This is a genomic window from Gordonia sp. NPDC003504 (assembly GCF_053587995.1).
In genome coordinates this window covers 1-24,587 of sequence record NZ_JBSFPC010000006.1, presented here as the reverse complement: position 1 = coordinate 24,587, position 24,587 = coordinate 1, and the positions used below count along the sequence as shown (strand labels likewise).

At 66.4% G+C, this 24,587-nt stretch carries 22 protein-coding genes and 2 pseudogenes; 12 read left to right on the top strand and 12 right to left on the bottom strand.

Going from position 1 to position 24,587, the window contains the following annotated elements:
- Window positions 1–58: 58 nt before the first annotated feature.
- Together ACWDPV_RS13035 and ACWDPV_RS13030 are read right to left on the bottom strand one after the other, a co-directional pair.
- On the bottom strand, window positions 59–1,174 hold the full coding sequence (locus tag ACWDPV_RS13035) for a protein kinase domain-containing protein (protein WP_449743301.1): 1,116 nt from the start codon (window positions 1,172–1,174) through the stop codon (window positions 59–61).
- Between the two features lie 509 nt (window positions 1,175–1,683).
- Window positions 1,684–2,625, bottom strand: coding sequence for a GlxA family transcriptional regulator (locus ACWDPV_RS13030; protein WP_449743300.1), 942 nt, complete (start codon window positions 2,623–2,625; stop codon window positions 1,684–1,686).
- 108 nt (window positions 2,626–2,733) lie between these two features.
- Here ACWDPV_RS13030 and ACWDPV_RS13025 point away from each other — a divergent pair, with 108 nt between their 5' ends.
- The 8 genes and pseudogenes from ACWDPV_RS13025 (at window position 2,734) to ACWDPV_RS12990 (ending at window position 9,953) form a co-directional block, all read left to right on the top strand.
- Complete coding sequence (locus ACWDPV_RS13025) at window positions 2,734–3,045, top strand: putative quinol monooxygenase (RefSeq protein ID WP_003941073.1); 312 nt, start codon at window positions 2,734–2,736, stop codon at window positions 3,043–3,045.
- Between the two features lie 476 nt (window positions 3,046–3,521).
- Window positions 3,522–3,960: pseudogene (locus ACWDPV_RS13020) on the top strand (ISL3 family transposase); the annotation flags it as partial.
- The gene (locus ACWDPV_RS13015; RefSeq protein WP_449743299.1) at window positions 3,914–4,210 is read left to right on the top strand and encodes an acetyl-CoA carboxylase biotin carboxyl carrier protein; all 297 of its coding nucleotides are present in this window, start codon (window positions 3,914–3,916) and stop codon (window positions 4,208–4,210) included. The pseudogene ACWDPV_RS13020 and the gene ACWDPV_RS13015, both read left to right, overlap by 47 nt.
- On the top strand, window positions 4,207–5,634 hold the full coding sequence (locus tag ACWDPV_RS13010) for an acetyl-CoA carboxylase biotin carboxylase subunit (RefSeq protein ID WP_449743298.1): 1,428 nt from the start codon (window positions 4,207–4,209) through the stop codon (window positions 5,632–5,634). The genes ACWDPV_RS13015 and ACWDPV_RS13010 overlap by 4 nt, the downstream gene beginning before the upstream one ends.
- A gap of 116 nt (window positions 5,635–5,750) precedes the next feature.
- Window positions 5,751–7,034 (top strand): carboxyltransferase, encoded by a 1,284-nt coding sequence (locus ACWDPV_RS13005; protein ID WP_449743297.1) that lies wholly within the window; start codon window positions 5,751–5,753, stop codon window positions 7,032–7,034.
- Between the two features lie 105 nt (window positions 7,035–7,139).
- Window positions 7,140–7,586, top strand: coding sequence for a Zn-ribbon domain-containing OB-fold protein (locus tag ACWDPV_RS13000; RefSeq protein WP_449743296.1), 447 nt, complete (start codon window positions 7,140–7,142; stop codon window positions 7,584–7,586).
- Window positions 7,583–8,719 (top strand): annotated as a pseudogene (locus tag ACWDPV_RS12995) (thiolase family protein). The gene ACWDPV_RS13000 and the pseudogene ACWDPV_RS12995 overlap by 4 nt, the downstream one beginning before the upstream one ends.
- Complete coding sequence (locus ACWDPV_RS12990; protein WP_449743295.1) at window positions 8,604–9,953, top strand: tyrosine-protein phosphatase; 1,350 nt, start codon at window positions 8,604–8,606, stop codon at window positions 9,951–9,953. Before ACWDPV_RS12995 ends, ACWDPV_RS12990 begins: the two are co-directional and overlap by 116 nt.
- Window positions 9,954–10,032: 79 nt before the next feature.
- On the opposite strand, the gene ACWDPV_RS12985 is transcribed toward ACWDPV_RS12990, so the two are convergent.
- Both ACWDPV_RS12985 and ACWDPV_RS12980 read right to left on the bottom strand, forming a co-directional pair.
- Entirely contained in the window at window positions 10,033–11,238 is a 1,206-nt protein-coding gene (locus tag ACWDPV_RS12985; protein WP_449743294.1) for a serine hydrolase domain-containing protein, read from the bottom strand.
- Between the two features lie 42 nt (window positions 11,239–11,280).
- A complete protein-coding gene (locus ACWDPV_RS12980) occupies window positions 11,281–12,882 on the bottom strand; it encodes a flavin-containing monooxygenase (protein ID WP_348807625.1) in 1,602 nt (533 codons plus the stop codon).
- A 187-nt stretch (window positions 12,883–13,069) separates the two neighbouring features.
- Between ACWDPV_RS12980 and ACWDPV_RS12975 the strand changes: the two genes are divergently transcribed.
- Complete coding sequence (locus tag ACWDPV_RS12975; protein WP_348807626.1) at window positions 13,070–14,857, top strand: sigma-54-dependent Fis family transcriptional regulator; 1,788 nt, start codon at window positions 13,070–13,072, stop codon at window positions 14,855–14,857.
- 10 nt (window positions 14,858–14,867) lie between these two features.
- Here the strand turns inward: ACWDPV_RS12975 and ACWDPV_RS12970 are convergent, their stop codons facing one another.
- The 5 genes from ACWDPV_RS12970 to ACWDPV_RS12950 form a co-directional block, all read right to left on the bottom strand.
- Complete coding sequence (locus ACWDPV_RS12970; RefSeq protein ID WP_449743293.1) at window positions 14,868–15,977, bottom strand: glycosyltransferase; 1,110 nt, start codon at window positions 15,975–15,977, stop codon at window positions 14,868–14,870.
- 146 nt (window positions 15,978–16,123) lie between these two features.
- Window positions 16,124–17,098, bottom strand: coding sequence for a ketopantoate reductase family protein (locus tag ACWDPV_RS12965; RefSeq protein ID WP_449743292.1), 975 nt, complete (start codon window positions 17,096–17,098; stop codon window positions 16,124–16,126).
- 23 nt (window positions 17,099–17,121) lie between these two features.
- On the bottom strand, window positions 17,122–17,793 hold the full coding sequence (locus tag ACWDPV_RS12960) for a T3SS (YopN, CesT) and YbjN peptide-binding chaperone 1 (protein ID WP_449743291.1): 672 nt from the start codon (window positions 17,791–17,793) through the stop codon (window positions 17,122–17,124).
- 17 nt (window positions 17,794–17,810) lie between these two features.
- Window positions 17,811–18,401, bottom strand: coding sequence for a TY-Chap domain-containing protein (locus ACWDPV_RS12955; RefSeq protein ID WP_449743290.1), 591 nt, complete (start codon window positions 18,399–18,401; stop codon window positions 17,811–17,813).
- Between the two features lie 139 nt (window positions 18,402–18,540).
- Window positions 18,541–19,461 (bottom strand): TY-Chap domain-containing protein, encoded by a 921-nt coding sequence (locus tag ACWDPV_RS12950; RefSeq protein ID WP_449743289.1) that lies wholly within the window; start codon window positions 19,459–19,461, stop codon window positions 18,541–18,543.
- 202 nt (window positions 19,462–19,663) lie between these two features.
- Between ACWDPV_RS12950 and ACWDPV_RS12945 the strand changes: the two genes are divergently transcribed.
- Window positions 19,664–19,981 carry a DUF2853 family protein gene (locus tag ACWDPV_RS12945; protein WP_348807631.1) on the top strand — a complete coding sequence of 106 codons (318 nt, stop codon included), beginning with the start codon at window positions 19,664–19,666 and terminating at the stop codon, window positions 19,979–19,981.
- A gap of 30 nt (window positions 19,982–20,011) precedes the next feature.
- Here ACWDPV_RS12945 and ACWDPV_RS12940 read toward each other — a convergent pair whose 3' ends face one another.
- On the bottom strand, window positions 20,012–21,010 hold the full coding sequence (locus tag ACWDPV_RS12940) for an adenosine deaminase (protein ID WP_449743288.1): 999 nt from the start codon (window positions 21,008–21,010) through the stop codon (window positions 20,012–20,014).
- Window positions 21,011–21,112: 102 nt separating this feature from the next.
- On the opposite strand from ACWDPV_RS12940, the gene ACWDPV_RS12935 reads away from it, so the two are divergent.
- Window positions 21,113–21,553: a MarR family winged helix-turn-helix transcriptional regulator gene (locus ACWDPV_RS12935; protein WP_449743287.1), complete on the top strand. Its 441-nt coding sequence runs from the start codon at window positions 21,113–21,115 to the stop codon at window positions 21,551–21,553.
- Window positions 21,554–21,588: 35 nt separating this feature from the next.
- Here the strand turns inward: ACWDPV_RS12935 and ACWDPV_RS12930 are convergent, their stop codons facing one another.
- Both ACWDPV_RS12930 and ACWDPV_RS12925 read right to left on the bottom strand, forming a co-directional pair.
- Entirely contained in the window at window positions 21,589–22,263 is a 675-nt protein-coding gene (locus tag ACWDPV_RS12930) for a hypothetical protein (protein WP_449743286.1), read from the bottom strand.
- A gap of 64 nt (window positions 22,264–22,327) precedes the next feature.
- Window positions 22,328–22,990, bottom strand: coding sequence for an SHOCT domain-containing protein (locus ACWDPV_RS12925; protein WP_449743285.1), 663 nt, complete (start codon window positions 22,988–22,990; stop codon window positions 22,328–22,330).
- 444 nt (window positions 22,991–23,434) lie between these two features.
- Between ACWDPV_RS12925 and ACWDPV_RS12920 the strand changes: the two genes are divergently transcribed.
- On the top strand, window positions 23,435–24,007 hold the full coding sequence (locus ACWDPV_RS12920) for a hypothetical protein (protein WP_348808929.1): 573 nt from the start codon (window positions 23,435–23,437) through the stop codon (window positions 24,005–24,007).
- The last annotated feature ends 580 nt before the right edge of the window (window positions 24,008–24,587 follow it).

Genomic DNA, 24,587 nt, shown 5'->3' with positions numbered 1-24,587 from the left:
GGCGACGTTTCTCGTCGAGTCTGCGCTGTCCCCCGTCGAGTGTGCGCCGGCCGGTCGATCAGACCGGGCTCAGACCCACCAACCGGCACAGGCGGTGCTCATCGATCACGTGGATGGTCTGGCCACGGCGTTTGCGTTCACGCACCGAGAACAGTTTTCGTCCCTCGAATCCGCCGACTGCGCTGTCGATGTGATGTGCCCGCACCAACACCGACGTGTCGTCGCTGACCGCCGACTGCACGACGCCGCCGGCGTCCTCGATGAGATCGCGGAGTTCGTCCTGGGTGCCGGTCTCGAATCGGCCGGTGACCACCACCCGCTGATCGCGGAGCGACGCGGGGCCACGTGTGCCGCCCATGTCGACGGTGCGCAGTGTTCCGATGGCTTCGAGCGCGGCGGTGCCGTCGACGTAGCGCAGGCCCCGTGCCGCCGTCGCATGCCAGATCCAGCATGTGAGGTCGTCGGGAGCGCGCAGATCACGGATCCTGGACACGTCATCGTTGGTCCAGTCCCGCCCGGTGAGCAGGGTGCAGGCCAGTAGCCCGACCTGATAGATGTCGAGCCAGGTACCCCAATGCCGGTATTGGTCGACGTCGGCCGGCATGTAGGCGGGGGTGTAGGCGTCCAGCGACGATCCGCCGGGGGTCAACGAATGCTTGGCGATCCCGAAATCGCCGAGCGCCAGATGCCCGTCGCGCAGGAATACGTTGGTGGGCTTGATGTCCCGGTGGGTCACCCCCGCCGCATGCATCAGTTTGAGCACCCCGAGCAGATCGCGCAGTTCGCGGCGCACTCGCGCCGGCGGCCAGCCGTTCCACGTGGGATCGTCGACGAGATCGCCGACCGTGCCCTCCCGCATCAGCTCGGACACGATCACGTAGCGGGTCACCCCGCGCGAGCCGGTGCCGAAGGCGAACGAGTCGACGATCTCGACGACCTCGCGGCGTCCGGCGAGCAGGTTTCCCATATGTGCCTCGCCGTGCCAGTCCGCGGCACTGGCACACACTTTCACGCAGACGTGCCGGATCACCCGATCGCTGGTCTGCGCCAGTCGGGCAGCTCGGTACACGACGCCGAAACCACCGCCGTCGAGCGCGCCGTCGATGCGATAGCGGTGACCGGTATCGCCGGTGATGATCTGGCCCACGCGAAGCGGCTGCCGTGCTCCTGCCACCGCTCCACGGTACGACTCGGGGACGGTGAGGCGTGCCGCGCGGTCCATCGCGTGGCCGCACCTCGGGGCGACCCCGGCCGACCCGACGGGAGTGACAATGACGACGCACGCTTTCCGGGCTCTTCCCAGATGAGGGTGTAGGTCGGCGGCGCGTCGGTCCGCAGGTGGACGTCGAGGTCTCCCGACGATGGAGGTTCCTACGCCATCCATCCGGAAGACCTCGACGTGACCGACGCTACCCCGCCGGCCGGCTTCGGCCGCCCTGACCTGACCGCCTTCGCGTCTCATCCCAATCGACCCTGATCGAGTCTGCTGACCCCCTCGACGAGAACGCAGCGACATCACAGCCACCCAACCCCGACTGTCCGGGAAGCCGGGACACGTCACATGGCCTGTGCTGCGGGCGTGTCGAGTGGGTCGTCCAGGGGCGACGCAGGAGCGTCGACGCGACGTGCTGAGAGGTGGTTCCAGTCGAGCACTAGGACACCGGCTACAGGCATGGCGATAGGTCAGGAAGGGCGTCGCTCCCTACGCAGGAGGGAGCGCAGAGTCTCGGCGTTCGCGTAGCCGACCCGTAGCGCGATCTCGGCGGAGGTGAGGTCCGTGGTTGCTGAGAGGTGCCGAGCTCGTTCGATGCGAAGCCGTTGGACGAAGCCGAGCGGAGTGAGGTTGAGCGCCGCACGGACTCGTCTTTCGAGGGTGCGCCGGCTGGTGCCGAGCGACTGCGCGACGAAGGCGACGTTGAACGGTTCGTCCAGGCGGGCGCGCACGAAGCGTTCGAACTCGACGACGATCGGGTCCTCGTGCCGGAGCTGTTCGTAGGCGACGAAGGCCGCCTGCGACGGACGCTCGTCGATGATGAGGAGCTTGGCGACATGTTGGGCCAGGTCGGGGCTGATCGATCGCACGAGTGAGAGCGCGAGGTCGATGTGGGCGAACGCGGCGCCGGCGGTGACGAGGTTCCCGTCGACCACGACCATGGTGTCGAGATCGAGGGCGACGGTCGGATAGCGCTTCAGGAACTCCGGCCCCAGGAACCAGCTGGTCGTCGCCCGCCGATGATGCATCCGTCCGGTCTCGGCGACAGCGAACACGCCGGTGCACGCCGCGGCGATCCGGGTGGTCGCGTCGTCGAGGCGCCCGAGCGAGGCGATGACCGAACGAGCATCTCGGCTCTGGAGGGCGTCGTTGGTAGCGGCGGCCGTGAGGGTTCCAAGCGCAGGGACGACGACCACGTCGAACTCTGCGGACTCCGACAGCGGGTGGTCCACCGACAGGGTCATCGATGCCGTCGTGGTCACTCTCCGTTTCGGTCCGAGGATGGCGAGTTCGATCGGGTCGATCCGCGGGTCGACATCGCCGCGGGCTCCGTCGGCCACCCGCACGATGTCGATGACCGACGCGACAGCCGAACCGAAGCAGCCGTCGATCGCGATCAGTCCGATACGCATGGCGCAAACAATAGCAATACTGCCGTATACGCCACTTCTCACATGCCCTTGCTCGTCATACGCTGAACTCGCTTCACCAAGAAACCTCGACACTTTGGAGAACCCCTCATGTCCACACCCGCGTCACTTCCGTATGCCTTCGTCGCCAAGATCGTCGCGGCCGATGGACAGCACGACGCGCTCGCCGATCTGCTCGCCGGCGCTGTCGCGCTCGCCAACGAAGAAGTAGGAACGATTGTCTGGTTCGCGGTCAGGACCCACGCCGACACCTTCTGGATCTTCGATGCATTCCCCGACGAGGCCGCTCGCGACGCCCACGCCAACGGCGCCATCGTCGCAGCCCTGATGGCCAACCAGCACCTCCTCGGCGCAGCACCCGAGATCCTGGCGGCCGACGTCCTCGCGTCCAAGCTCCCGTAGTCCGCCAACGCACGAGACGACCGCGCCCCGCCGAGCCGTCGCCAGGTCGCGACGCAACGCAACGCCACGCTGCGTTGCCGAGCGGTGCGAGGCCTATCGGCACACGGACAGGATGCCGGCCGCGAGCGCTCAGCCGGCGAGGGGTCCGTCGCAGAGGAGAGCGACGTCGGTGTCGGGCAGAGCCGTGAGGCCAGCGCATCGCGCGACCACCAGAACCGAACCGCCCCTGTCCTGCGTTTCCGCAGGTCAGGGGCTGTTCGCCGGAGCCGCCTGTCGGAATCGAACCGACGACCTAATCACGTCGGCTTTGCGTCTATCGCTTGATGTGCGCACTGGGCGAACGAGCCACTGACCTGCGCAAACGCCGAGCGTGGGGGACGCCGCCATCCGGTGGTGACCGACGACGACCGACCAGTACCGACCGTTTCACCGGAGCTTGCGGCGGCGTCGAAGCCATCCATCCGAAAGACCTCGACGTGTCCGACGCTACCCCGCCGGCCCGGCTTCGGCCGCCCTGACCTGACAGCCTTCGCTCGACTCGACGGCCTCGGTCTGAGCGTGACCGGACAACGACTTGAACCGGATCGTGCGGTCCTCGCGTGCCGCGTGGTGGAACCAGATCAGTGGTGCCGACGGTGCGGCAGCGAAGGCGCTGCTCGTGACACCGTGATCCGGCGGTTGGCCCACGAGCCGCTGGGCTGGCGACCGACCGTGCTGGAAGTTGTAGTGCGCCGCTACCGCTGTGCCGACTGCGGACACGTGTGGCGCCAAGACACCAGCGCCGCGGCGGAGCCAAGCGCGAAGCTCTCGCGCACCGGGCTGCGATGGGCGCTGGAAGGGATCGTGGTCGCACACCTCACCGTCGCCCGTGTCGCCGAGGGACTCGGGGTCGCGTGGGACACCGCCAACAACGCGTGATCCCACCCTCGTTGCGATCACCGCTCCGACGGTCGGCTCGTTCTGGGTCGCCCCGGACCCGGGCTCCGCGCCCTTTGTCGCCGTGGGATCCACTGTGGCCAAGAGCGATCAGCTGGCCATCGTCGAGGTGATGAAGCTGATGAGTCCGGTGGTCTCCGAGGTCGCCGGTGAAGTGGTGGCGGTACAGGCGAACAACGCCGAGATGGTGGAGTTCGGCCAGACCCTGTTCCTGATCCGGCCCTCATGAGTACCCCGCAAGCACTGTATGAGCGGCCGGTGACGGTGCCGGCCGGGACCCCGGTCGGGTCGGTGATCCGCCGGGTCCTGGTCGCCAACCGGGGCGAGATCGCAGTTCAGGTGATCCGTGCCTGCCGAGCCCTGGGCATCGAGGCCATCGCGGTGACCTCCGAGGCCGACCGAGACTCGATGGCGGCCATGCTTGCCGATCGCAGTATCTGCATCGGTCCGGCCGCCGCCGGTGCGAGCTACCTCAACATGGACGCCGTTCTCTCCGCCGCGCTCGGAACCGGCTGCGACGCAGTCCATCCGGGATACGGTTTCCTGTCCGAGAATCCCGAGTTCGCCCGGCGCTGTGTGGCCGAAGGTCTGATCTTCATCGGTCCGGCACCGCAGATCGTCGCCGGAACCGGAGACAAGGCGGCGGCGCGCGAAATCGCCCGCGACGCCGGGGTTCCGGTGCTATCGGGCTCCGACATCACCGACAGCCCCGACGCCGCAGTCGAGGCCGCCGAGCGGATCGGCTTTCCGGCACTGATCAAGGCCGTCGCCGGCGGCGGTGGCCGCGGCATGAAGGTGGTCGGTGACGCCGCCGAACTCCGGCGGATGCTGCCCACCGCCATCGCCGAGGCGACCACGGCCTTCGGTGACGGTCGCATCTACGTCGAGAAGTTCATCGGCCGCGCACGTCACATCGAGGTACAGGTCGTCGGTGACAAACACGGAGCCGTCGCCCACGTCGGTGAACGGGACTGCAGTGCGCAGCGCCGCCATCAGAAGGTGATCGAGGAGTCGCCTGCACCGAATCTCCCCGATGCCGTACGTGATGCCATTCATGATGCAGCCGTGAGCTTTTCGCGTGCCGTCGAACTCGACAGCGCCGGGACCGTCGAGTTCGTGTACGACGCAGACACCCAGGAGTTCGCATTCCTGGAGTTCAATGCCCGTATCCAGGTGGAGCACCCGGTCAGCGAACTGGTATCCGGTGTCGATCTCGTGGCCGAGCAGATTCGGGTGGCCGCCGGGCTCCCGCTGTCCTTCACACAGGAGCAGATCGCTGCATCCGGACATGCAGTGGAGGCCCGGGTGATGGCCGAATCGCCGGAACGCGGGTTCATCCCGATGCCGGGCACCGTGACCCGATGGGAGCCGCCGAGTGGATACGGTCTACGCGTCGACTCGCACTGTCGCGCGGGAACGGTGATCAGCCCGTACTACGACTCGATGATCGCCAAGATCATCGCCCACGCGCCGACCCGCGATGCCGCCATCGACAAGCTACTCGCAGCGCTGGTCGAACTCGGCGTCGACGGCGTGTCCACCACCGTGGACTTCAACCCGATTCCTGTTGGACACCAGCATCTTCCGAGACGGACAGATCACCACCCGCTGGATCGACACCACCGGCGCCGACGAGTATCGCGCCACTCTTGAGGAGACGACATGAGTACCTATCTCGATTGCGCCGACCGTTCGGTCGGTGGTCGGCGAACCATCGACATCGTCGACCAGACACTGCGCGACGGACCCAGAGCTGGTGGGGGATGCGGATGACCAAGTCGATCGGCCTGCCGATCGCCGGCGAACTCGATCGCACAGGATTTCACACCATCGACCTGGTGGGCAGTTCGATCTTCGAGGTGCTGGTACGCCACTGCAAGGAAGACCCGTGGGATCAGCTGATCTCACTGTCGAAGGCAATGCCCAACACCACCGTTCGGGCCGGCACCCGCAGCAACGGCATCGTCACCTTCGGCCTAACCGCCGACTCGGTGATGCATCTGTGGGTGGAACGGCTGTGCGCCCACGGCATCGGGAGCTTCTGGATCTATGACGGCCTGTTCAACACCGACAAGATCGGTCGCCTGATCAAGGTTGCGCAATCCAACGGGGCGCAGGCACTGCCGTGCATCCTCTACGCCGACAGTCCCTTCCACACCGATGAGTACTACGCGGCACGGACGAGGGAGCTGGTGGCACTCGGCGCCGACGGCATCGAACTCGAGGACGCGGCGGGTCTGCTCACCCCCGAACGCACCCGCACGCTCATCGCCGCCATCAAGAAGGAGGCTGGAAACCTCCCTGTCGAAGCGCACTTCCACTCCAACAACGCTCTGTCGCCACTGAACTATCTGGAGGCCGTGCTCGCCGGTGCCGACCGCGTGCACACCGCGAGCCGGCCGTTGGCGGCGGGTGTGTCGTTGCCGTCGACCGAGAACACGATCGCCAACCTGCGCTATGCGGGCTTTGACGTCGCCATCGACCATGGCCATCTTGCCCCGGTGGAGGAGCACCTGGTGAATGTGGCAGGCCTGGAGGAGATCCCGGTGGGAGCGCCCGCGGAGTTCTCATTGTTCCAGTACCGGCATCAGTTACCCGGTGGAATGGCCGGAACCTTCAAGGCGCAGCTCAAGGATCGTGGAATGGAGAACCGGTTCGAGGAGGTCCTCGACGAGATGTCGCTGATCCGCAAAGAACTCGGCTACCCGGTGATGGCGACCCCGTTCTCCCAGCTCGTCGGAACCCAGGCGGTGCTCAATGTGGTCACCGGAAAACGGTATTCGGTGGTGCCCCACGAAGTTCTGTTGTACGTCAACGGATTCTACGGCGATTCGGTCGCCCCGATCGATCCGAACATCCTGGACAGGATCATGGACAGTCCGAAGGCCAAGACCTACGAGGATTGGCAGCCGCCGCAACCCGAACTGTCCGAACTCCGAAAGAAGTTCGGCAAGGACATCTCCGACGACGAACTGATCTGCGTCTGCTGGTGCCCGAACACGACATCGACGTCATGCGCGCAACACCGCAACGCACCATCGATTACGGACTGACCAGCCGCGAGGTCGCCAACATCAAGAAACTCATCAGTACGTCGTGGGCGCGTACCTGCACATCGAGTCCGGAGGATTCGAACTGACCCTGCACGGAGATCACTGATGGCGCAGGTGGCACGGTCCCAGTTGACCGACCGCCCGAACAAGCGGCGTGCCGGGGCCGACGCGGGCGGCCTCTCGGTGGCCGAATCCCGTCCGCAGTTCGTCGACGGAATACTGCGCGGCGCCCGCTGCACGAGATGCCGGCACGCCCTGCCGCAGACTGACGTGCCCTGGTGCCCGGTGTGTTTCGGCGAGATCGAACCCGCCGGATTCGCTCCCGCGGGAACCGTCTGGGCGGCGACGACGGTGCGGATGCCGGTGGGGCGCTGGTCGCCGCCGTTCGCGCTCGCCTACGTCGACGTCGACGACGGGGCACGCGTACTGGTGCACGTATCCGCCGACCCTGCGCCACATGCCGGCGGCCGGGTGTCCTTCGACGGCCGCGGCGGCGACCTCGTCGAACTGGGTGTGGCGGCCCCCACCGACCCCGAGGAGTCCGAGAAGTGACGATCAACGCGGCCGTATGGGGTGTCGGCACCTCTGACTTCGGTGTGTTCGCCGATCGGCGAGTGGAGACATTGGCCTGGACGGCGGTCGCCGAGGCGATCACCGATGCCGGCATCACCCCCGATCAGATCGACGCGATCATCGTGGGTTCGGTGTTCGGCCCACCCGGCGTCGCCACCCGCATCCAGCGAGGTCTGGGCATCGGGGCCGCTCCGATGTGAACCATCGAAAATGCCTGTGCCAGTGGCACAGCCGCCTTCCACGAGGCGGTGACCGCCGTCCGTCACGGCCGATTCAGGTGTGTCCTGGTGATCGGCGTGGACCAGCTCTCGACACTGTTCACCGGTGCGATCGTCCCCGAGGCATCCGACCCCGAGGGGGCCACCGGGCTACCGCTGCCCGGGTTGTACGCGCTGACCGCCGCACGCTACGTGGACGTGCACGGGCTGACCCTCGAACAACTCGCACAGGTCGCGGTCAAGAACAAGACCAACGGGATGGACAACGAACGCGCGCACCTGCGCCGCGAACCACCGACCGTGGAGAAGGTGCTGGACTCACGGCCGATCGCCGATCCGCTGACCATGCTGCAATGCTGCCCGATCACCGACGGTGCCGGAGCGCTGATCATCGGGGCAGGGCGTCGGACCAATCGTGATGTGGCGGTCGAATCCTCGGCGATGGTCTCCGGCAAACCGTGGGATCAGCGTCATGAGGATGTCTGGGGTTTCCGCAGCGTCGAGCGTGCCGGCGCGGCCGCCCTCGAGGAGGCCGGACGCATGATCGAGGAGATCGACGTCTTCGAGATCCACGACGCCTTCACGATCGGTGAGATCACCACTCTGGAAGCACTCGGGGTGGCCGACGTCGGGAAAGGTGGTGACCTCGCGGTGTCCGGGCATACCCCCCGTGATGGTCGTCAACCGGTCAACCCCAGCGGGGGACTGCTGTCACGGGGCCATCCACTCGGGGCGACCGGCACCGCGCAGCTGGCCGAAGTCGTGTGGCAGTTGCGCGGTGACGCCGGTCCTCGGCAGGTGTCCAGCCACGCCGTGGGAATGGTCGAAACCATGGGCGGTGGCGCCGCCGGCATGGACGGAAACGCCTGCGTCGTCACGATCCTGTCCATCTAGGACCTGTCTCGCAAATCCTTCGCAGAAGAATTGGGAGACACGCCCCAGTCGAGAAAGAGAGAGCAATGACCGACACCCAATCCTCGGATGCCGTGGCGAAAGCCGTACCACCGGAAGGGCTTCTGGGATTCCGGGAGGTGTCCGGGCTCCGGTCCGGAGACGGGCGAGTGGTGGCCCCGGACAACTGTTCCGCAGTGCCACAGTACAATTCGTCGACGATTCGGGAGCGGCGGCACTCGTCGCCGACACCGGCCTGAAGCAGATCATCGACCTCCGGCTGGACTACGAGGCGGCACGGGAGGGAAGCGGGGGCTTCACCACCACCGATGTCGCCATCACCAACGTCCCGTTCGCCATCCGCAAGCCGGTCGCCGAGGGCTCGGCGGTGGCCCCGATGACCGACCCGGATCCTCTGGTCGGCGCCTACCTCGGCTATCTGGCGGCGCCCGGCGCGTTCAAGCGGATCGTCGACGCGCTCCTGGCAGACGAGGGCACCCCGGCACTGATTCACTGCACCATGGGCAAGGACCGCACCGGTGTCGCCGTGGCGCTGATCCTGGATGCAATCGGAGTGCTGCGCACCGACATCGTCACCGACTACTCGGCTCGCGCCGAGGACATTCCGTTGATGGTCGATCGTCTGGCCCGGATGGAGACCTACGGTGAGGCGGTCAAGGTGTACCCGCCGCAGGCCTTGCGGGTGGACGGTGCGACCCTGCTGCGATTCCTCGCCTGGCTGGACATCGACCACGGCGGTTCGGCCGCATGGCTCAATTCGGTGGGTGTCGACGACGACGCACTCGACTCGCTCGCCGATCGGCTACTGATGGCCGGCGACGGCCCGGCGACGACGCAGATCCTGCGCTCGGCCCGGGTGCCGCTGCCCGCGGAAGCGGCCTGGGGGATCGTCGGCGACGTCGCGGGTGTACATCGGTGGGTTCCGGGTCTGGCCGCAACGGCAGTCGAAAATGATGTTCGAACTGCGACTTTCGACGATGGAGGTCAAGCGCACGAACTGATCGTCGCGCACGACGACGCGCGCCGCTCCTACACCCACCGCTACCTCGACGGCCCCATCCCGCTCGATTCGTACGAGTCCACCATCACCGTGGGCCCCGACCACGACGGCACCGGCTCGATCGTGGTATGGAACGCGGCGCTGCAGGCGACCCCGGAGGTCGTCGCCGCGGTGGCGGGTCGGTACGACGCGGGGTTGGCGAAGCTGCAGGAGTGAACGCGCGTGCGACGGCATGGGCTCGGATACCTGGTGTCCGAGCCCATGCCGTCGAGATCATGCGACCACAGAAGCTGCGTCAACCCTTCAGCGCCCGGTAGAACGCCGTCTCGAACTCCATGTACTTGGTGAACGACGTCGGATCGCCGAACGGCAGGATCTGGGTGGCCCAGTATCCGCCATAGCCGTTCTCACGGTCGATCCAGTAGAAGAGGTTCGCCAACCCCGCCCATCCGAGCGCGCCTGCCGGCCGTCCGGTCGGAGCCTCCTCGTTGTTGATCATGAACGGCAACGACCACGACTTCGACTGTCCGGGAAAGAATTCGGCATCGTTGGACAGTGAGGGGATGACACCGGGCAGCATCGTCACCGGCAGATCACCGAGATGATTGCGCACGGCCATCTCGACGGTGTCCTTGCGCAGCACCCGGCCGTGCTCTCCGGCGCCGTCATTGAGCCACATGCGGATGAACTTCATGTAGTCGCCGACGGTGCCGTAGAGGCCGTGACCACCGAAGTCGATCTCCGGCGGTGACGGCAGCTCGAAGTCCATCGGCGTCAGCGACCCGTCGGCGTTGCGGGCGTGCATCTCGGCGAGTCGGGAACGGAAGTCGTCGCGCAGGACGAAGCTCATGTTCTCGATGCCGAGTGGGCCGAAGATCCGCTCGGCGAAGACGTCGCCGAGTCGTTGCCCGCGAAGACGTTCCACCACCTGACCGACCCAGTCGATGTTGGTGCCGTACTGCCACCGCTCACCCGGATCGAACAGCAGAGGCGTGGTCAGCGCCGCCTTCGACGCGGTGATGACGCTGGGCTGCCCCTTCTCCCCGGCGAGTCGCGCGTACTTCTCGTCGAAGAAGTCGTAGCCAAATCCTCCTGTGTGGGTGAGGAGTTGGCGTGTCGTCGGGTAGGACCGCGGGGCCCGCAGGATCGGTTCGCCGTCGGCGTCGAAACCCTCGATCACCTGCAGATCGCCGATCTCGGGTGCGTAATCCGATGCGGGACGGTCGAGGTCGAGCAGTCCTTCTTCGACGAGTTGGAGCGCGGCGGTCGCCGTGATGGCCTTGGTGGTGGAGAAGATCGCGAACACGTCGTCGGTGGTGATCTCCGCGTCGCCGCCGAGCCGGCGCTGTCCGGCGGCGCCCTCGTACACGGTGCCGTCGCGGTCGGTGACCATTGCCACGACGCCGGCGACCGGTTGCTCGGCGTCGACCGCGGACCGGAGTACCCCGTCGGCGGCGCGCTGAAACACTGCCTTGTCGAAAGCTGTTGCTGTGGTGGACATATCAATGAACCTTTCGTGGGTTTCCTGGAGTGTGGCCGGTCATCAGGACAGTGCGAAGCCCTTGTAGCCGGCGGCCGCGGCCTCGAGCGTGGCGGCCCGGTAGGCGCCCACGCCGCCGACGTAGGACAACACCCGCCGCGGCTTGCCGGGCACGTTGGAGCCGGTGTACCAGGAGTTGGTCTTGGAGATGAGGTTGGCGTCGGCGAGTTCGTCGTGGTGTGTCACCCAGGCCTCCTCGCCCTCCTCGGTCGGCTCGATGACGGTCTTGTCGTGGGCGCGCATGTACGCGATGGCGTCGGCGATCCACTCGGTCTGCTGTTGCAGGCAGGTGGTCATGTTGCACAGGGCGGCCGACGGTGCGAGCGGCACCGCGGTGGTCAGCATGTTGGGGTAGCCGTGCACCATCAGGCCCATCGTGGTGCGGATGTCGCGGCCCCAGTCCTCGGCGAGGGATCGGCCGCCGCGGCCACGGATGTCGATGCGGGTCAGGGCGCCGGTCCCGGCGTCGAAGCCGGTCGCCATGACGATGACGTCGAGTTCGTAGACGGTGCCGTCGGCCAGGACGATGCCCTCGGGCGCGATCCGTGTGATCGGGTTGTTCTTGACCGGGACGGCGTCGACGTTGTCGCGGTGGAAGACCTCGAGGAAGTTGGTCTCCAGCGGAACGCGGTGGGTGCCGAAACCGTAGTCGGTGGGGATCAGGAGTTTCTCGAGTTCCGGGTCCTGCAGCCGGGCCCGCATCTTCTGCCGCACGAACTCCGAGATCTCCTCACTGACTTCCTCGTCGGAGAACATCTCGGCGAACGATGCCAGCCACAGCTTGAGTGAGCCGTTCTCGTAGTCGTCCTCGAGCCGGGCCAGGCGCTGCTCGGGGGTGAGGTCGTCCCACGCGTCGGTGAAGTCGTACTCGAAACCGGTGAAGGTGTTGGGCAGATTCTGCTGGAACTCGGGCAACCGCGACTTGTACCAGGCGACCTCGTCGGGGCCGTAGCTCGGATTCTTCATCGGCAACGCGTACTGCGGAGTGCGGATGAAGACGTCGAGGTGCCCCACCTCGTCGGCGATGGTCTGAATGACCTGAATGCCGGTGGCACCGTTACCGATGACGCCGACGCGTTTGCCGGCGAGGTCGACGCCGTCGCGCGGCCAGCGCGCGGTGTGGAAGATCTGTCCCGCGAAGTCCTGCTGGCCCGGGAACATGTCGGACATCGGTGCCGAGAGCATCCCGCAGCAGGTGATCAGGTACTGGGTGTCGATGGTTTCACCGGAGTCGGTGGTCACGGTCCATCGGTTGGTGTCCTCGTCGAACTCGGCGCGCTCGATCGTGGTGTTGAACGAGATGTCTCGCCGGAGGTCGAGTGCGTCGGCGACATAGTTGAGCCACTGCTCGATCTCGGCCTGACCGGGGAATCGCTGGCTCCAACTCCAGCCGTTGTAGAGGTCCTCGTCGAAGAGGTACTGGTAGATGTAGGCCTCGGAGTCGAACTTCGCGCCGGGGTAGCGGTTCCAGTACCAGGTGCCACCCACACCGGATGCGGTGTCGTAGGCGCGGACCCGCAGGCCCTGTTCGCGGAGTTGATGCAGTTCGTACAGTCCGGCGACGCCGGCTCCGATCACCATCGCGTCGAGTGTCGTATCGGCCATTGTTTCCTCCAGTGAGTGTGAGAACGATCACGTGAGCACCGATGGTTGACCTGTCTCACACCTCGGCCATGTCCCAAATTGGGACGTTCAACCTGTCCGATCGGCGGTGGTCGAGCGGCCGGCGGGAGGGAATAATCGGGTGTGGCATGTGTCACATGAGGTGTGTGGCCGCGACGAGAGGAGCCGAGTGGCCGACCCGCGAGACCAGCAACTGCGAATCGCAGCCGCTCGCGCAGACTTCCTGGAGTACGGACCCGAGGGCGCGGCCGGAGTGGGCGACGTGGTCGCGGCCTCCTGGGCGCGCAGTCGCTCCGCGGGGCTGGACGCCGACCGCTATCGGGTGAAGTACCACGACGACATCGATTTCGATTCCCGGCTCTCGCGGTGTGCTCGCCCCGTCCTGGAACGGCTCGCCGACGACATGTCCGACGTCCCGGTGACCATCGCGTTGACGGATGCGCGTGCGCGGATCGTGGAGCGCCGCGACTGTTCCGCCGCGGTCGGCCGCGTCCTCGACCGCGTCGATTTCGATCGGGGTTTCTCCTTCGAGGAGAGTGGTGTCGGGACCAACGGGGTGGGCACGGTGTTCGAGGTGGGAGCGCCGGTCAGCGTCGTGGGGTCCGAGCACTTCAATCAGTCCCTGGTGCAGTTCGCGTGCACCGGCGCCCCGATCCTGGATCCGATGACGGGCCGGGTCGCCGGGGTGCTGGACGTGAGCACGCTGGTGCAGAGCTGGAACGGTCTGGTGGAGGCGCTCGTACGGTCCGCTGCCGCCGACATCGGCCGCAACCTGTTGCTCGATCGCAGTCAGCCGACGCGCGCGTTGTTCGAGTTGTACCTGCGGGCGAGTGCCCGATCCGGGCAGGCCGTGATGGCGGTCGGCGAGACGGTGATGGTCAACGAATCGGCCCGGGCACTACTCGGTCCCGAGGAACAGAACACCATCGGCCAGTACGCACAGTTCCTGATGACCAAGCAGGAGAACGCCATTCACACGGTCACCCTCGACAACGGTCGGCTTATCCGGATGCGGGCATCCCACGTCGGCGCCGGTGACTCCGCGGGGGTGGTGCTGCTGCTCGACGAGGTGCGCACCACGGTGACGCCGTCCCGTGGTGACCGTGCGGTGACCGCAGGACCCGCGGCGCCGTCGGACGCCGGTGCCGGGCGGCCACACCGGATGCGTAGTCCCGCGTGGGTGACGGCCTATCGGGATGTGGCCCGGGCGCTCGCCGACGGCGAGGCGACGATCGTCATCGGCGAACCCGGGTCGGGGCGCCGGTCCATTCTCATCGAGGCCTACCAGAACGCCGACACCACACATCCGGTGGTCGTCGTGGACACCGAGGCGCCGCATGACATCGAGACCCTCACGCGCGCGGTCACGGCATCGCCGGGTGGGCTGATGGTGATCCGTCACCTCGAGCGGCTGTCCACCGAGGCGCTGCCCGGCGTGCGCACACTACTCGAGGCGGCGGATCGGTCAGGGACCGTCGTCGGTGCGACCATCGACACGTTGCATGACGACGCGGTCGGCCCGTACACCGATCTGCTAGGCCGCTTCGTTCGCGCCGTGCACCTGCCGCCGCTCCGGCTGCGCGGACCGGACCTGGAAGTCCTGATCGACGACATACTCAAAGGCATTGCACCACAACGCAACACCAGGGTCAGTCCGCAGGCGCTGCGCGTGCTGGCCGCCTTCTCCTGGCCGCAGAACCTGACTCAGCTGCGCACCGCGCTCGAGTGGGCGGTGCGGGTGCGCCCGGTCGGAGAGATTCAGCCGGAGGACCTCCCCGGCTTCTGCCGCACCACCGCGCGTCGCGTGCTCACGCCCATCGAGGTCACCGAGCGTGACGCGATCATCGCGGCCCTCGGTGAGGCGGGCGGGAACCGGGTCCGCGCGGCTCAGGCGCTGGGAATGTCGCGCAGTTCGATCTACCGCAAGATCCACGGGTACGGCATCGTCGGCCTGTGACCGTTGCCGATCACACCCCGCCCGCATGCACCGCGAGCATCCGCGTCACCGAGTCGGGCCACTGGAATCGGGTGGCACGTTCGCGTGCGGCACGTTCCCGGTCATGCCGGGGGATGGTGAGGACCCGTTCGATGGCGTCTGCGAACCCGCTACCGGAATTGTCGGCGAGGGCACCACACGACTCGTCGACCATGCCGGCCACCGCCGACGACCGTGACCCCACGACCGGTGTGCCCGACGCCAACGATTCTAGGGCCGACAGGCAGAACGTCTCGTGCGGTCCGGGTGCCAGCGAGACATCGGTGCTGGCCAGGAGCGCCGCGACCTGCCCGCGGTCGGCGAGGTGACCGAGGAAGGTCACCGGCAGTCCCCGCGCCGCATGCTGGAGGGCGCCACGCATCGGTCCGTCTCCGGCGACCACCAGGTGAACGGGTACCCCGGCGCGATGCAGGCGGCCCACGGCGGTGACTGATCGGTCGGCGCGTTTTTCCACCGAGAGGCGTCCGCAATGGGTGAGCAGCGTCGCGGTTCCGTCGGTCCAGCGGGCACTGAGCTGCGGGTCGAGGTGACGGGGCGCGAACTGATCGAGGTCGACGCCGAGCGGAGCACGCACCAGGTTGCCCGCGCCGATGCGCTCGAACTCGGCGGCCGCGAAACCGGTTGTGCAGACCACGGAATCGTAGGAGCGGGCGGTGTCGGCGTTGGCGCGGTCGGCGACACATCGGGCGATCGTGGACGGAAGGAACAGCGACAGCAGGCGGTCCAGTCGCTCATGCGAGACCATCGTCGAGTGGATCTCGCGGCGGCGTGCCCAGGCGCCGAATCCGCGCAGCGTCAACCGATCCGACACCTCGAGGGCATCCGGACGCAGATGTTCGAGGACATCCGCGACCCGACGCGCCGAGGCCAGCCGGTAGCCGCCGAAGAACGGGATTCGTGGTGCCGGTACCGAGATCTTCACGACACCCGAGGTCATTACCTGTTCGTCGGATGCCGAGCCCGGGACGACGAGGACGACCTCGTGTCCGGCGGCGAGGTAGCCCGCACCCCAGCGGTCCACGGCCGTGCGCAACCCACCCGAGCGCTCACCGTAGAAGTTCGCCAGTTGGACGATGCGCACCCGCCCAGTGAGCCGGGCGTCGGTGAACGCAGCGCAGCGCCACGTCGAGGGTGGGGTGAACGGCGGCAGTACTCTTGCGCCGAACCGGCCTCCGACGACGAATCCGGTGTTGCCGCAGCAGAATCCTCACGGATTCACGGAGCACCTCACCCGGCGGAGTCGAGCCCGCGCAGCGCTTCGACCGGATCGAGACTTTCCGCCGCCAGGTGTTCGCGCACCACGCGAGCGGTTTCGGATTGCACCAGCGCGTTGACCGGTGTCGGCATCCCGTGCAGGCGGCCGAGCAACACGATCTCACCGGACAGGTAGTCGATCTCACTGGTGCCGTCGCCGCGCTCGACGCTCTGCCACGTCGAGTTGCCGCCGCCCTCGGCACCGCTGCGACGACGCTGAATGTGGTTGGCGCGCCGCTCTTTGTCGGTGGCGTCGCTGACCGCCTCGATACCGGCAGCGGCCAGGACGGCCTCCCCTTCGGCGCGGGCCCGACGCGTCAGTTCGGCACGAGCGTACCCGTCGTCGCGGTAGCACGCGTCGACGCCGTTGCCCAGATTGGTGATCAGTTTGCGGTACTTCCACGCGGTGATGTCGCGTCGGGTCCGCGAGGGGAACGACGCCGCCCGAAACCGCTCGGACAGTTCGTCGGCGACGGCGTCGGTGCCACCCGGGAAGCAGCCCACGTCGAGGATGCCCGGTGCCGCCGACGACCCCTGCACCACCACACCGGGATCCATGTGCCAGGCCGGCAGCATGACGCACACCGAGTACACGCGCGGGAACACCCGCAGGAGGGCCGGTTCGTTGACCACCCCGTTCTGGGCCGACACGATCGGAATATCCGACGGCGCGTGCGCTCGCAGGTCGTCGAGAGCCGCGGCGGTCTGCTGACTCTTGACGCACACCAGGACCACGGCGTTGTCGGTCCAGTCGACCTCGGCGGCACTGCGCGCGCTCGGGATCGGCTGCACCAGAAGACCACTGTCGGTGTCGAGGATCAGCCCCTTCTCCCGGATCGCCTGCAGATGCGCACCGCGGGCCACCAGCGTGGTCGGCGTGCCCGACGCGAACAGATGAGCGCCGATGACCCCGCCGATCGCGCCGGCGCCATAGATGACCACATGCATGCACCCCAGCCTAGGGCGGTCGGTCAGCCGGTCGGTCGCTCGAGCAGCAGGATCGCCTCGGCGAGCACCGTCGCGAAGATGGTGAGATCGGCGGCCATCGTGACGCACAACTGCACGTCCTCCATCGGTGCGTGACGATTCCGGGATTCGTTCTCCCTCCTCCGCCACTCCTCGATCATCTCCGCACACACCGCCGCATACTCGCGGAGCCGATCGACCTTGCCGCTGACCAGATGCGCGGTGCGTTCGGCGGACAACCCGTCCTCGATGAAGATCCTGAGCAGCGTCTGCATGCCGACGGGCACCGAGCTGCTGGCGCACTCGTGAGTGCCGGGACCACCCCCGTTCAGCAACGACACGATCTCGCGCCCCACGGAATTGACGAGATCCATCCACAGCTGCCAGGCGGCCCGGAGATTGTCGGGGTGGAACACCGCGCACTCGAGGGAGTACCGGGCGAACAGATGTCCGTTGTCGATCACCAACGTGACGTACGAGAGCCGCGCGCTGTAGTCGGTGACCAACTTCGCGAGTACCGCAGCAGGTGGAATCCGGTGACCGAGAGTGGCGACGAACTCCAGACGCGGCCCTGCCTCGCAGACCACGACACGCGACGCGATCTCGTCCGTCAAGGGCAGTTCGATCATCTCGTGGTCATCGATCTGGAGTTCCCGATGCACCAACGCCGACAGCACATCCCGGGCAAGGGTGATCAGCTGATCCGGGGTGGTGATCCGGATGGCCGTCGTTGTGGGACAGCTACATTCATCGTCGAGGGGACCGGCGTTGTCGTGGGCGTCGGCGTGCCGTGTTCCGGTTGCGCGCTCGGCAGATCGGGGACGCTGCTCAGGTGGCGTTTCGGAGTACCCGCCGCCGGCGGGGACGCCGGTGCGTCACGCGGCCCGAACGGATCGTGGACCGTGACGAACGACGGATGCGGAAAATCCCACAGGCCGCGGAGTGCGGCGATGATCTGCGCGATCAGGTCATCGATTGTTCGCCGACCCACCTCATACACGACCTGGTGCCGGATCTTCTTCCATTCGCCCGCACCGGTCTCGCGGAGGCGATTGGCGATGACGTTGATCGGGAGCGTGGGTTGAAAGGCGGGACTGCCGATGCCGGCGCGCACCCGTTTCGACCCGGTGACCGTGACCTCGATGAGGGTGCGCCACTTGGTCGCGTCGGAGAGTGCGAACTCGATGGACTGCCCGCGTTCCAACTCGGCGAAACGCACACGCAGCGTGGCGGCGAACTCCTCCCATGCCTGCTCGACCAGTGCGTCGTAACCGGATGTGGTCATCGTGCCCCCAAGGTGTCGTCGTAGAACGTGTGTTCGATGAAGACGGTACGGGATGCCACCGACAGAGTGGCGTGGCCGAGCTGCACCCGTGCACAACCGCACCGACACCCTCGGCAACCCATCACGCTTCGGCAACCCATCACGCCGCAGCCTCGCCGTGACGCCGCACCCGACGGCGCTCGGGTGGCCGCCGCGCCGCATCATCCAGGGCAACGAGCAGGCGCTGCGCGTCGTGGCGCAAGAACTCATTCCAATTGCCCAGCGCTGATTCGAGATTCTCGCGATGGAAGATCGTCGATTCGAGCAGGAGGTGGGCGTAGATCCGCGTTCCGCGGGCGACGAGACAGACGTACGGATTCGACGTCCGGTGCGCTGCCACCAGCGTGGCGGCGTCGTCGGGATGGGTGGCGGCATCGTTCAGCGGCGCCCACAGCTCGATGCGCGGTGCATCGGCGTGGACGCTCACCGATGTCGGCACGGGCAGCGTCGGGAGATGGACATCGCCCAGGTCGTCGACGTCGGGGGCGTTCCCGGCGATCGCCTCCAGCGCATCGACCACCAGGCCGCGCAGGTGGGCCGAACTCCGGGTGCGCTGCCCGACCTCGATGAGGGGTTCGGCCAGGCTGAGCGGTTTCTCGTCGGGCTGCGACAGCATCGACGGATGCAATACATCGCCGACTTCACGCAGCGTCACGACGATCAGGGCCGCCAGTTCGTCCGCGCGTTGCGTGTCACCCTCGGCGATGAAGTCACCGTCGAACTGGTGGCGCCAGCCCAGCGAGTTCATCGCCTCGAGCTGGCGTGGGAATCGTCCGCTGTCCCGGTACAGGTCAAGCGGGTGGATCGTGAGCTGGATACGCCGCGTCACGGTTGCCGACATCTCGATGCGAATCTGCGCCGCGGTCCCCTCGGGGTCGGCGCTCACCGCGAAACCCGACGTGGGTGTCACGTCGTGCAATCGGTCGGCGAGGTCGATGCGATAGCGGCGCCAGGCGTCGTCGATCGCCGTGTCGAACTCGCTGCTGTCGAACTCGCTGCTGTCGAACTCGTTGTCGCTCATGGTGTTCCCCCCGGGTCGAGATCGGTGTGCGCCGAGCGTACGGACGCGCACTCCTCACCTGCGTCGATGCAGCTCGATCGAGGCCCTACCCTGTGGATGAAACCAGGTCTGTGGATGGTGAATCGCCACGAGCTTCCTCCGGACCCGCGTAGTGTGGGCGAACGGGGCCACACAATTCGACTTCAACCACTGGAGGTCCGAGATGTCCGATGCCCGTGACACCGTTCTCGCCTACGCGCCGAACGCCGATACCGCCGTCATCGACAAGATGGCATCCACCTATGCACTCGCACTTCGCAATCGAGATGCCGCGCTGGTGTCGGCGAGTGATCCCGCAGAACTGAAGACCGTGCGGGAGAACTTCCTCAAGAAGAAGCTCGGTCTCACCGACAGCGACGCCGATCTCGACAAGGCCATCGCCGACGTGTTGGCCGGCATGAAGGACGGCAAGTCCAATCCGCGCCTGGCGGTGTACTACCTGCTGGCCGAGAAGTTCGGCAAGCTCGACGTCTTCAAGTAGCACGTTGCGATGGTGGACGGCCCGCGGATCTCACCCCGGGTCGTCCACCTCCGCGAGGAGGGCCTGCGCACGCTGATCCTCGATGAAGGACGCGCGAAAGGAATTGCGCGCCAATCCGATCAGGGTCGCGTCGTCGATTCCGAGGGCATGCTGGACCTCGCGGTACGTGTCGGCGACGTAGCCACCGAAGTAGGCCGGGTCGTCGGAGTTGAGGGTCACCATCAGTCCCGCCTCGAGCATCGCGGGCAGCGGATGTGCGCGCAGATCGTCGACCGCACGCAGCCGGACATTCGACAGCGGACACGCGGTCAGCGGGGTTCGATCGGCAGCCAATCGTCGCACCAGGGCGGTGTCCTCCATACACCGAATCCCGTGATCGACGCGTTCGACGCCGAGAACGTCGAGGGCTTCCCAGATGTAACTCGGCGGTCCCTCCTCGCCGGCATGAGCCACCACATGCAGGCCGGCCTCCCGTGCCCGGGTGAACACCTCCGCGAATTGTCCTGGCGGATAACCGACCTCGGCCGAATCCAGGCCGACGCCGATGATGGTGCCGACGTAGGGTTCCAGCGCGTCGAGGGTGGCATGGGCGTCGGCGACCGGTCGATCGCGCAGGAAGCACGCGATCAGCTCGGCGTGTGTGCCGGTCTCGGCCGATGCCGCGTCGAGGCCCCGGCGCAGCCCGGTGATCACCGCAGACAACGGGACACCCCGGGATGTGTGGGCCTGCGTGTCGAAGAAGATCTCGGCATGCCGGACACCCTGCGTCGCGGCGGTCCGCAGATACGCCGACGCCAGGTCGGCGAAGTCCTCCTCCGTTCTCAGGACCGCCATGCAGGCGTAGTACAGGTCGAGAAAGTGAGGCAGGTCGGTGAAGGCGTGCGCCCGCCGGAGTTCGTCGACGTCGGCGTAGGGGAGTGTGACCCCGTTGCGATGGGCGAGCGTGAACGCCATCTCCGGTTCGAGTGCGCCCTCGATGTGCAGGTGTAACTCGGCCTTGGGCAACCGCATGAGCGTGGCGTCGTCCATGGTGGTCCATCCTGTCACCGTGTGTGACGGCGCACCGGCGGTTCAGGTAGTGCCGCCCACACCTTGACTTCAAGTGAAGTTGAACTCCTACCGTCGTCGGGTATGACCCGACAGATGCAACCGGCCCGTCGTCAACCCATCGGATTCTGGTCCGCACGGGTGGGATCGGCGATCCGCACCCGTACGCGTTCCCGGCTCGCCGAGGTGGGTGTGTCGCAACCCGAATGGTGGCTTCTGCACCAACTCTCGCTGCACGACGGCGGGATCGGCGTGGACGAGGTGATCACGATCATCGGACCCAACGACACCGATCAGGCCATTCGCGACGCCATCGTCGACGCCCGGTCCAAGGGCTGGATACACGACGACGGGCGGTTGACACTCACCGAGTCCGGCGCAGAACGCTTCCGGCATGCGGCCGAGGTGCAAGGCGAGTTGGAGATCGAGCGGCGGAAAGGAATCTCCGACGCCGACTACGAGACCACCATCCGCGTGCTGCAACGCACCGCCCGCAACGTCGGGTCGGATGCGTGGCATTGGTGATGCGAGGGCGATCGCCCGCCGCGGGGCCGTCGGCGTCAGCTCCCCTTCTGCAGGCTGACGCTGCGATTCGCTCGTGCAAGATGTGCAAGCGCAATCTGTTTGGCGGCGCGGAACTCGTCGGCGTCGAGCAGACCCCGCTCATAAAGGCCGGCAAGCCGTTCGATCTCGTCGGCGATGCCGGAGCCGGTCTCTGCCGGCGGCTGCGCACCAGCCGGAACCGAACCGACGTGTGATGAGTCCGCGGCGGGAGTTGGGTCCGGAGCTGTGGGCACGGCAAACGAAGAAGGCATGGCCGGGGCCTGCATGGTTCGTACGACGGGCGCGCTGCCGGCCGGGTGGCTTCCCTGTCTCTGGAGATAGGTGAGGTAGTGGCGGATGAAGGCCTCTTCCTCGCTGTCGAAGCCGCCGAAGTTCACCTCGCCCTCCGGCGTGGTGACGACGAGTTGGGGCATCCCGCCCTTCTTGCCGGTCAGCTCGAATGAGGCGATGTCCGCGGCCGAGACCTCGTAGATGACCTGCTTGTCGGGCTTTCCGTAGGTCACGAAACCGACGACTCGGGTGTTGGTGATGGCCGTGCCTTCGGACATCGGCTTGAAGCGGCTGGCGGTCACGAACGCCCAGACCAACTCGCCGGGACCGAGGACGGGTGCGAGCTTCTCCGACCACTTCTCGGCCCGCTTGGGCTTCACCTTCGGGCTCAACTCGGTCACGACGCTCCCCTCGCCTCACGCTGCTCCATCAAACGCCGATCCTCGCACGCGGACGGATCGGCGCTCATCCACCCTTCTTCAGGCTCGTCGACCGTCCGCGGCTCGCCATCGCGGTGATCGCGGCCTGCTTGGCGGCGCGGAACTCATCGTCGTCGAGAATTCCCTGCCGATGCAGTTCGGCGAGCTGGGCGATCTCCTGCGCGAGACTCGGCGCCGAGGCCGCGGGAGAGGACTGAGGCGCCGACGCCGCCGCTGGACGGTCCGGCGATTCGACGACATCACTCCCCGCAGAAGGACTGAGCTCGGCGGCTGAGGAGTCGACGCGGTGTCGCGGCGGCAGCGGCACCACCGGATCGGTTCCCCGACGATTTAGTTCAGTGAGGACATGGTGCAGGTACGCGGCTTCGCCGGGCTGGAACTTCCCGAAGTCGGTCTCGCCGAAGCCGGCGGTCACCACCAGAGATGGCAGCAGGCCCTGCCGGACCGACAGGTCGAAGCCCACGATGTCATCCGCCCGTACCTCGCTGGTGACGCGTTGAAGGGGATCGCCCGAGGTGGTGAAGCCGATGACCCGCGCATTGGTGATCGCCGTGGCGACGGAGAACGGGTTGTACCGACTCGCGGTCGCGAAGGCCCAGACGATCTCACCGGGGAACAGCACCGGAGCCAGGGCTCGTGCCCACGCCTCGCCCTGTGCGGGTGTCACCTTCGGACTTCTCTCGGTCATGCGCCGCTCCTCGGGCCGAGTCCTGGTGGACGGATCATCCCACGTGACTGTGGCGTTGGCGCTGGTCGTGGCCGGTAATCATCCGACCGGGGGCAGGTCCGCATGTTGTGCCGCTGACGTCCGCGCCCGGCGGAAAAGTGCGCGCACCCACCGAGAGAGATCTGTGAGGTTCAGTAACGAAATCGCAGGCCAAAGGCGATGCACTTGTCGTGATGCGGGTTACGCAAACCGGAACTATGCGACAACCTCACATGTCGTGGTCAGCGACCCGCCTCACAAGGAGCTGCCACGAACTCGCTCGAGCTGGACAGAGGGCGTCGAGTCGAACATCGGGCGCCGGGCTCAGATGTCGAAGCCGTTGCATCGCCGTCGCACGAAGCGCGGTATGAGCCGTAAGAACCTCGGAGTCGCAACGATGCGACCCGGAGTGAAAGGAACACTCCCGTGACCGATCCCAACAATCCGCAACAGCCCGGCGCCGGCGAGCCATATGGACAGGGGCAGCCATACCAGGGTGGGCAGCCGTTTGGCGCGAACCAACCGTATGGCGGCGGACAGCCGTATCCCCAGCAGCCCTATGCCGGCCAGGGATATCCACCGCCGCAGCCGCCGAAGAAGCGGAAGATCTGGCCGTGGATTCTGCTGGCGGTCGTCATCGTGATCATCGCGTTCGTCGGCGGATGCGTCGCGCTCATCGGAGGAGCGGCTGAGTCGATCGACAACGAATCGAATCGCACCGTGACGGTCACCTACGAGGTCACCGGCGAAGGTCAGGCGTCCAGCGTCACCTACACGACCAACGATGTGAACGTGTCGCAAGACACCAACGCCGCGCTGCCGTGGACGAAGGACGTCCAGATCAGTGGTCTGGGCAAGTTCGTCTCCCTAACAGCGACCAATGACTTCGACGCTTCGGGTTCGATCACCTGCACGATCAAGCAGGGCGAGAAGGTGATCAGCACCAATACGAGCTCTGGTCCCGCCGCAACCGCATCATGCTCCGGAACTGCTGACTAGTCCCGCCGCCCTCTGGCACGTACGGTTCCCCGGTTCTTCCCAACGAAGGGCCGGGGAACGTCGTCCTGGTGGCTCAGAAGTGCTGAAAATACGCGTCTGACCAGGCGATTTGTAAAACGGCACGGTGGTGCGTAACTTATATCGAGTCAGCGCGCCGCGGCGCCGCCCCGGAGGGCCCGAGAGGGACTCACCAGGGGAGAGGAAACCGGGCCTGCGCAGACCGCCCCCGAGAAATTTCTCGAGCACAGTCATGTGCCAGGGAGATGGACGGGAACCGCCCGACAGGGCACGAACCAAGCCTTCACCGAGGCTGCTTCCTCTGGGAGTAGTTCGGGTGGGTGTGTGTTCTTTGAGAACTCGATAGTGTGTTGGTGGATTGTTTGATGCCATTTTTTTGAATGGTATGAAACGAATCTTATTTTTGATGCTGCCCTGCGTGTTGTGGGGTGGTGTTTGTGAGTTTGTTTTTTGCCAGTTTTTTGGATTTTTTTGGTCAGGTTCTTTTGTCTCTCTGGCTGAGATTGTGTTGAAACTTTGTGTTTCAGTGTTTTTTCATGGAGAGTTTGATCCTGGCTCAGGA

Excerpts from the sequence above, each read along its gene's own strand:
- ACWDPV_RS13030 (WP_449743300.1), bottom strand. The coding sequence starts at position 2,625 with ATGCGTATCGGACTGATCGCGATCGACGGCTGCTTCGGTTCGGCTGTC.
- ACWDPV_RS13025 (WP_003941073.1), top strand. The coding sequence starts at position 2,734 with ATGTCCACACCCGCGTCACTTCCGTATGCCTTCGTCGCCAAGATCGTC.
- ACWDPV_RS13010 (WP_449743298.1), top strand. The coding sequence starts at position 4,207 with ATGAGTACCCCGCAAGCACTGTATGAGCGGCCGGTGACGGTGCCGGCC.
- ACWDPV_RS13005 (WP_449743297.1), top strand. The coding sequence starts at position 5,751 with ATGACCAAGTCGATCGGCCTGCCGATCGCCGGCGAACTCGATCGCACA.
- ACWDPV_RS13000 (WP_449743296.1), top strand. The coding sequence starts at position 7,140 with ATGGCGCAGGTGGCACGGTCCCAGTTGACCGACCGCCCGAACAAGCGG.
- ACWDPV_RS12985 (WP_449743294.1), bottom strand. The coding sequence starts at position 11,238 with ATGTCCACCACAGCAACAGCTTTCGACAAGGCAGTGTTTCAGCGCGCC.
- ACWDPV_RS12980 (WP_348807625.1), bottom strand. The coding sequence starts at position 12,882 with ATGGCCGATACGACACTCGACGCGATGGTGATCGGAGCCGGCGTCGCC.
- ACWDPV_RS12965 (WP_449743292.1), bottom strand. The coding sequence starts at position 17,098 with ATGCATGTGGTCATCTATGGCGCCGGCGCGATCGGCGGGGTCATCGGC.
- ACWDPV_RS12955 (WP_449743290.1), bottom strand. The coding sequence starts at position 18,401 with ATGACCACATCCGGTTACGACGCACTGGTCGAGCAGGCATGGGAGGAG.
- ACWDPV_RS12950 (WP_449743289.1), bottom strand. The coding sequence starts at position 19,461 with ATGAGCGACAACGAGTTCGACAGCAGCGAGTTCGACAGCAGCGAGTTC.
- ACWDPV_RS12945 (WP_348807631.1), top strand. The coding sequence starts at position 19,664 with ATGTCCGATGCCCGTGACACCGTTCTCGCCTACGCGCCGAACGCCGAT.
- ACWDPV_RS12940 (WP_449743288.1), bottom strand. The coding sequence starts at position 21,010 with ATGGACGACGCCACGCTCATGCGGTTGCCCAAGGCCGAGTTACACCTG.
- ACWDPV_RS12935 (WP_449743287.1), top strand. The coding sequence starts at position 21,113 with ATGACCCGACAGATGCAACCGGCCCGTCGTCAACCCATCGGATTCTGG.
- ACWDPV_RS12925 (WP_449743285.1), bottom strand. The coding sequence starts at position 22,990 with ATGACCGAGAGAAGTCCGAAGGTGACACCCGCACAGGGCGAGGCGTGG.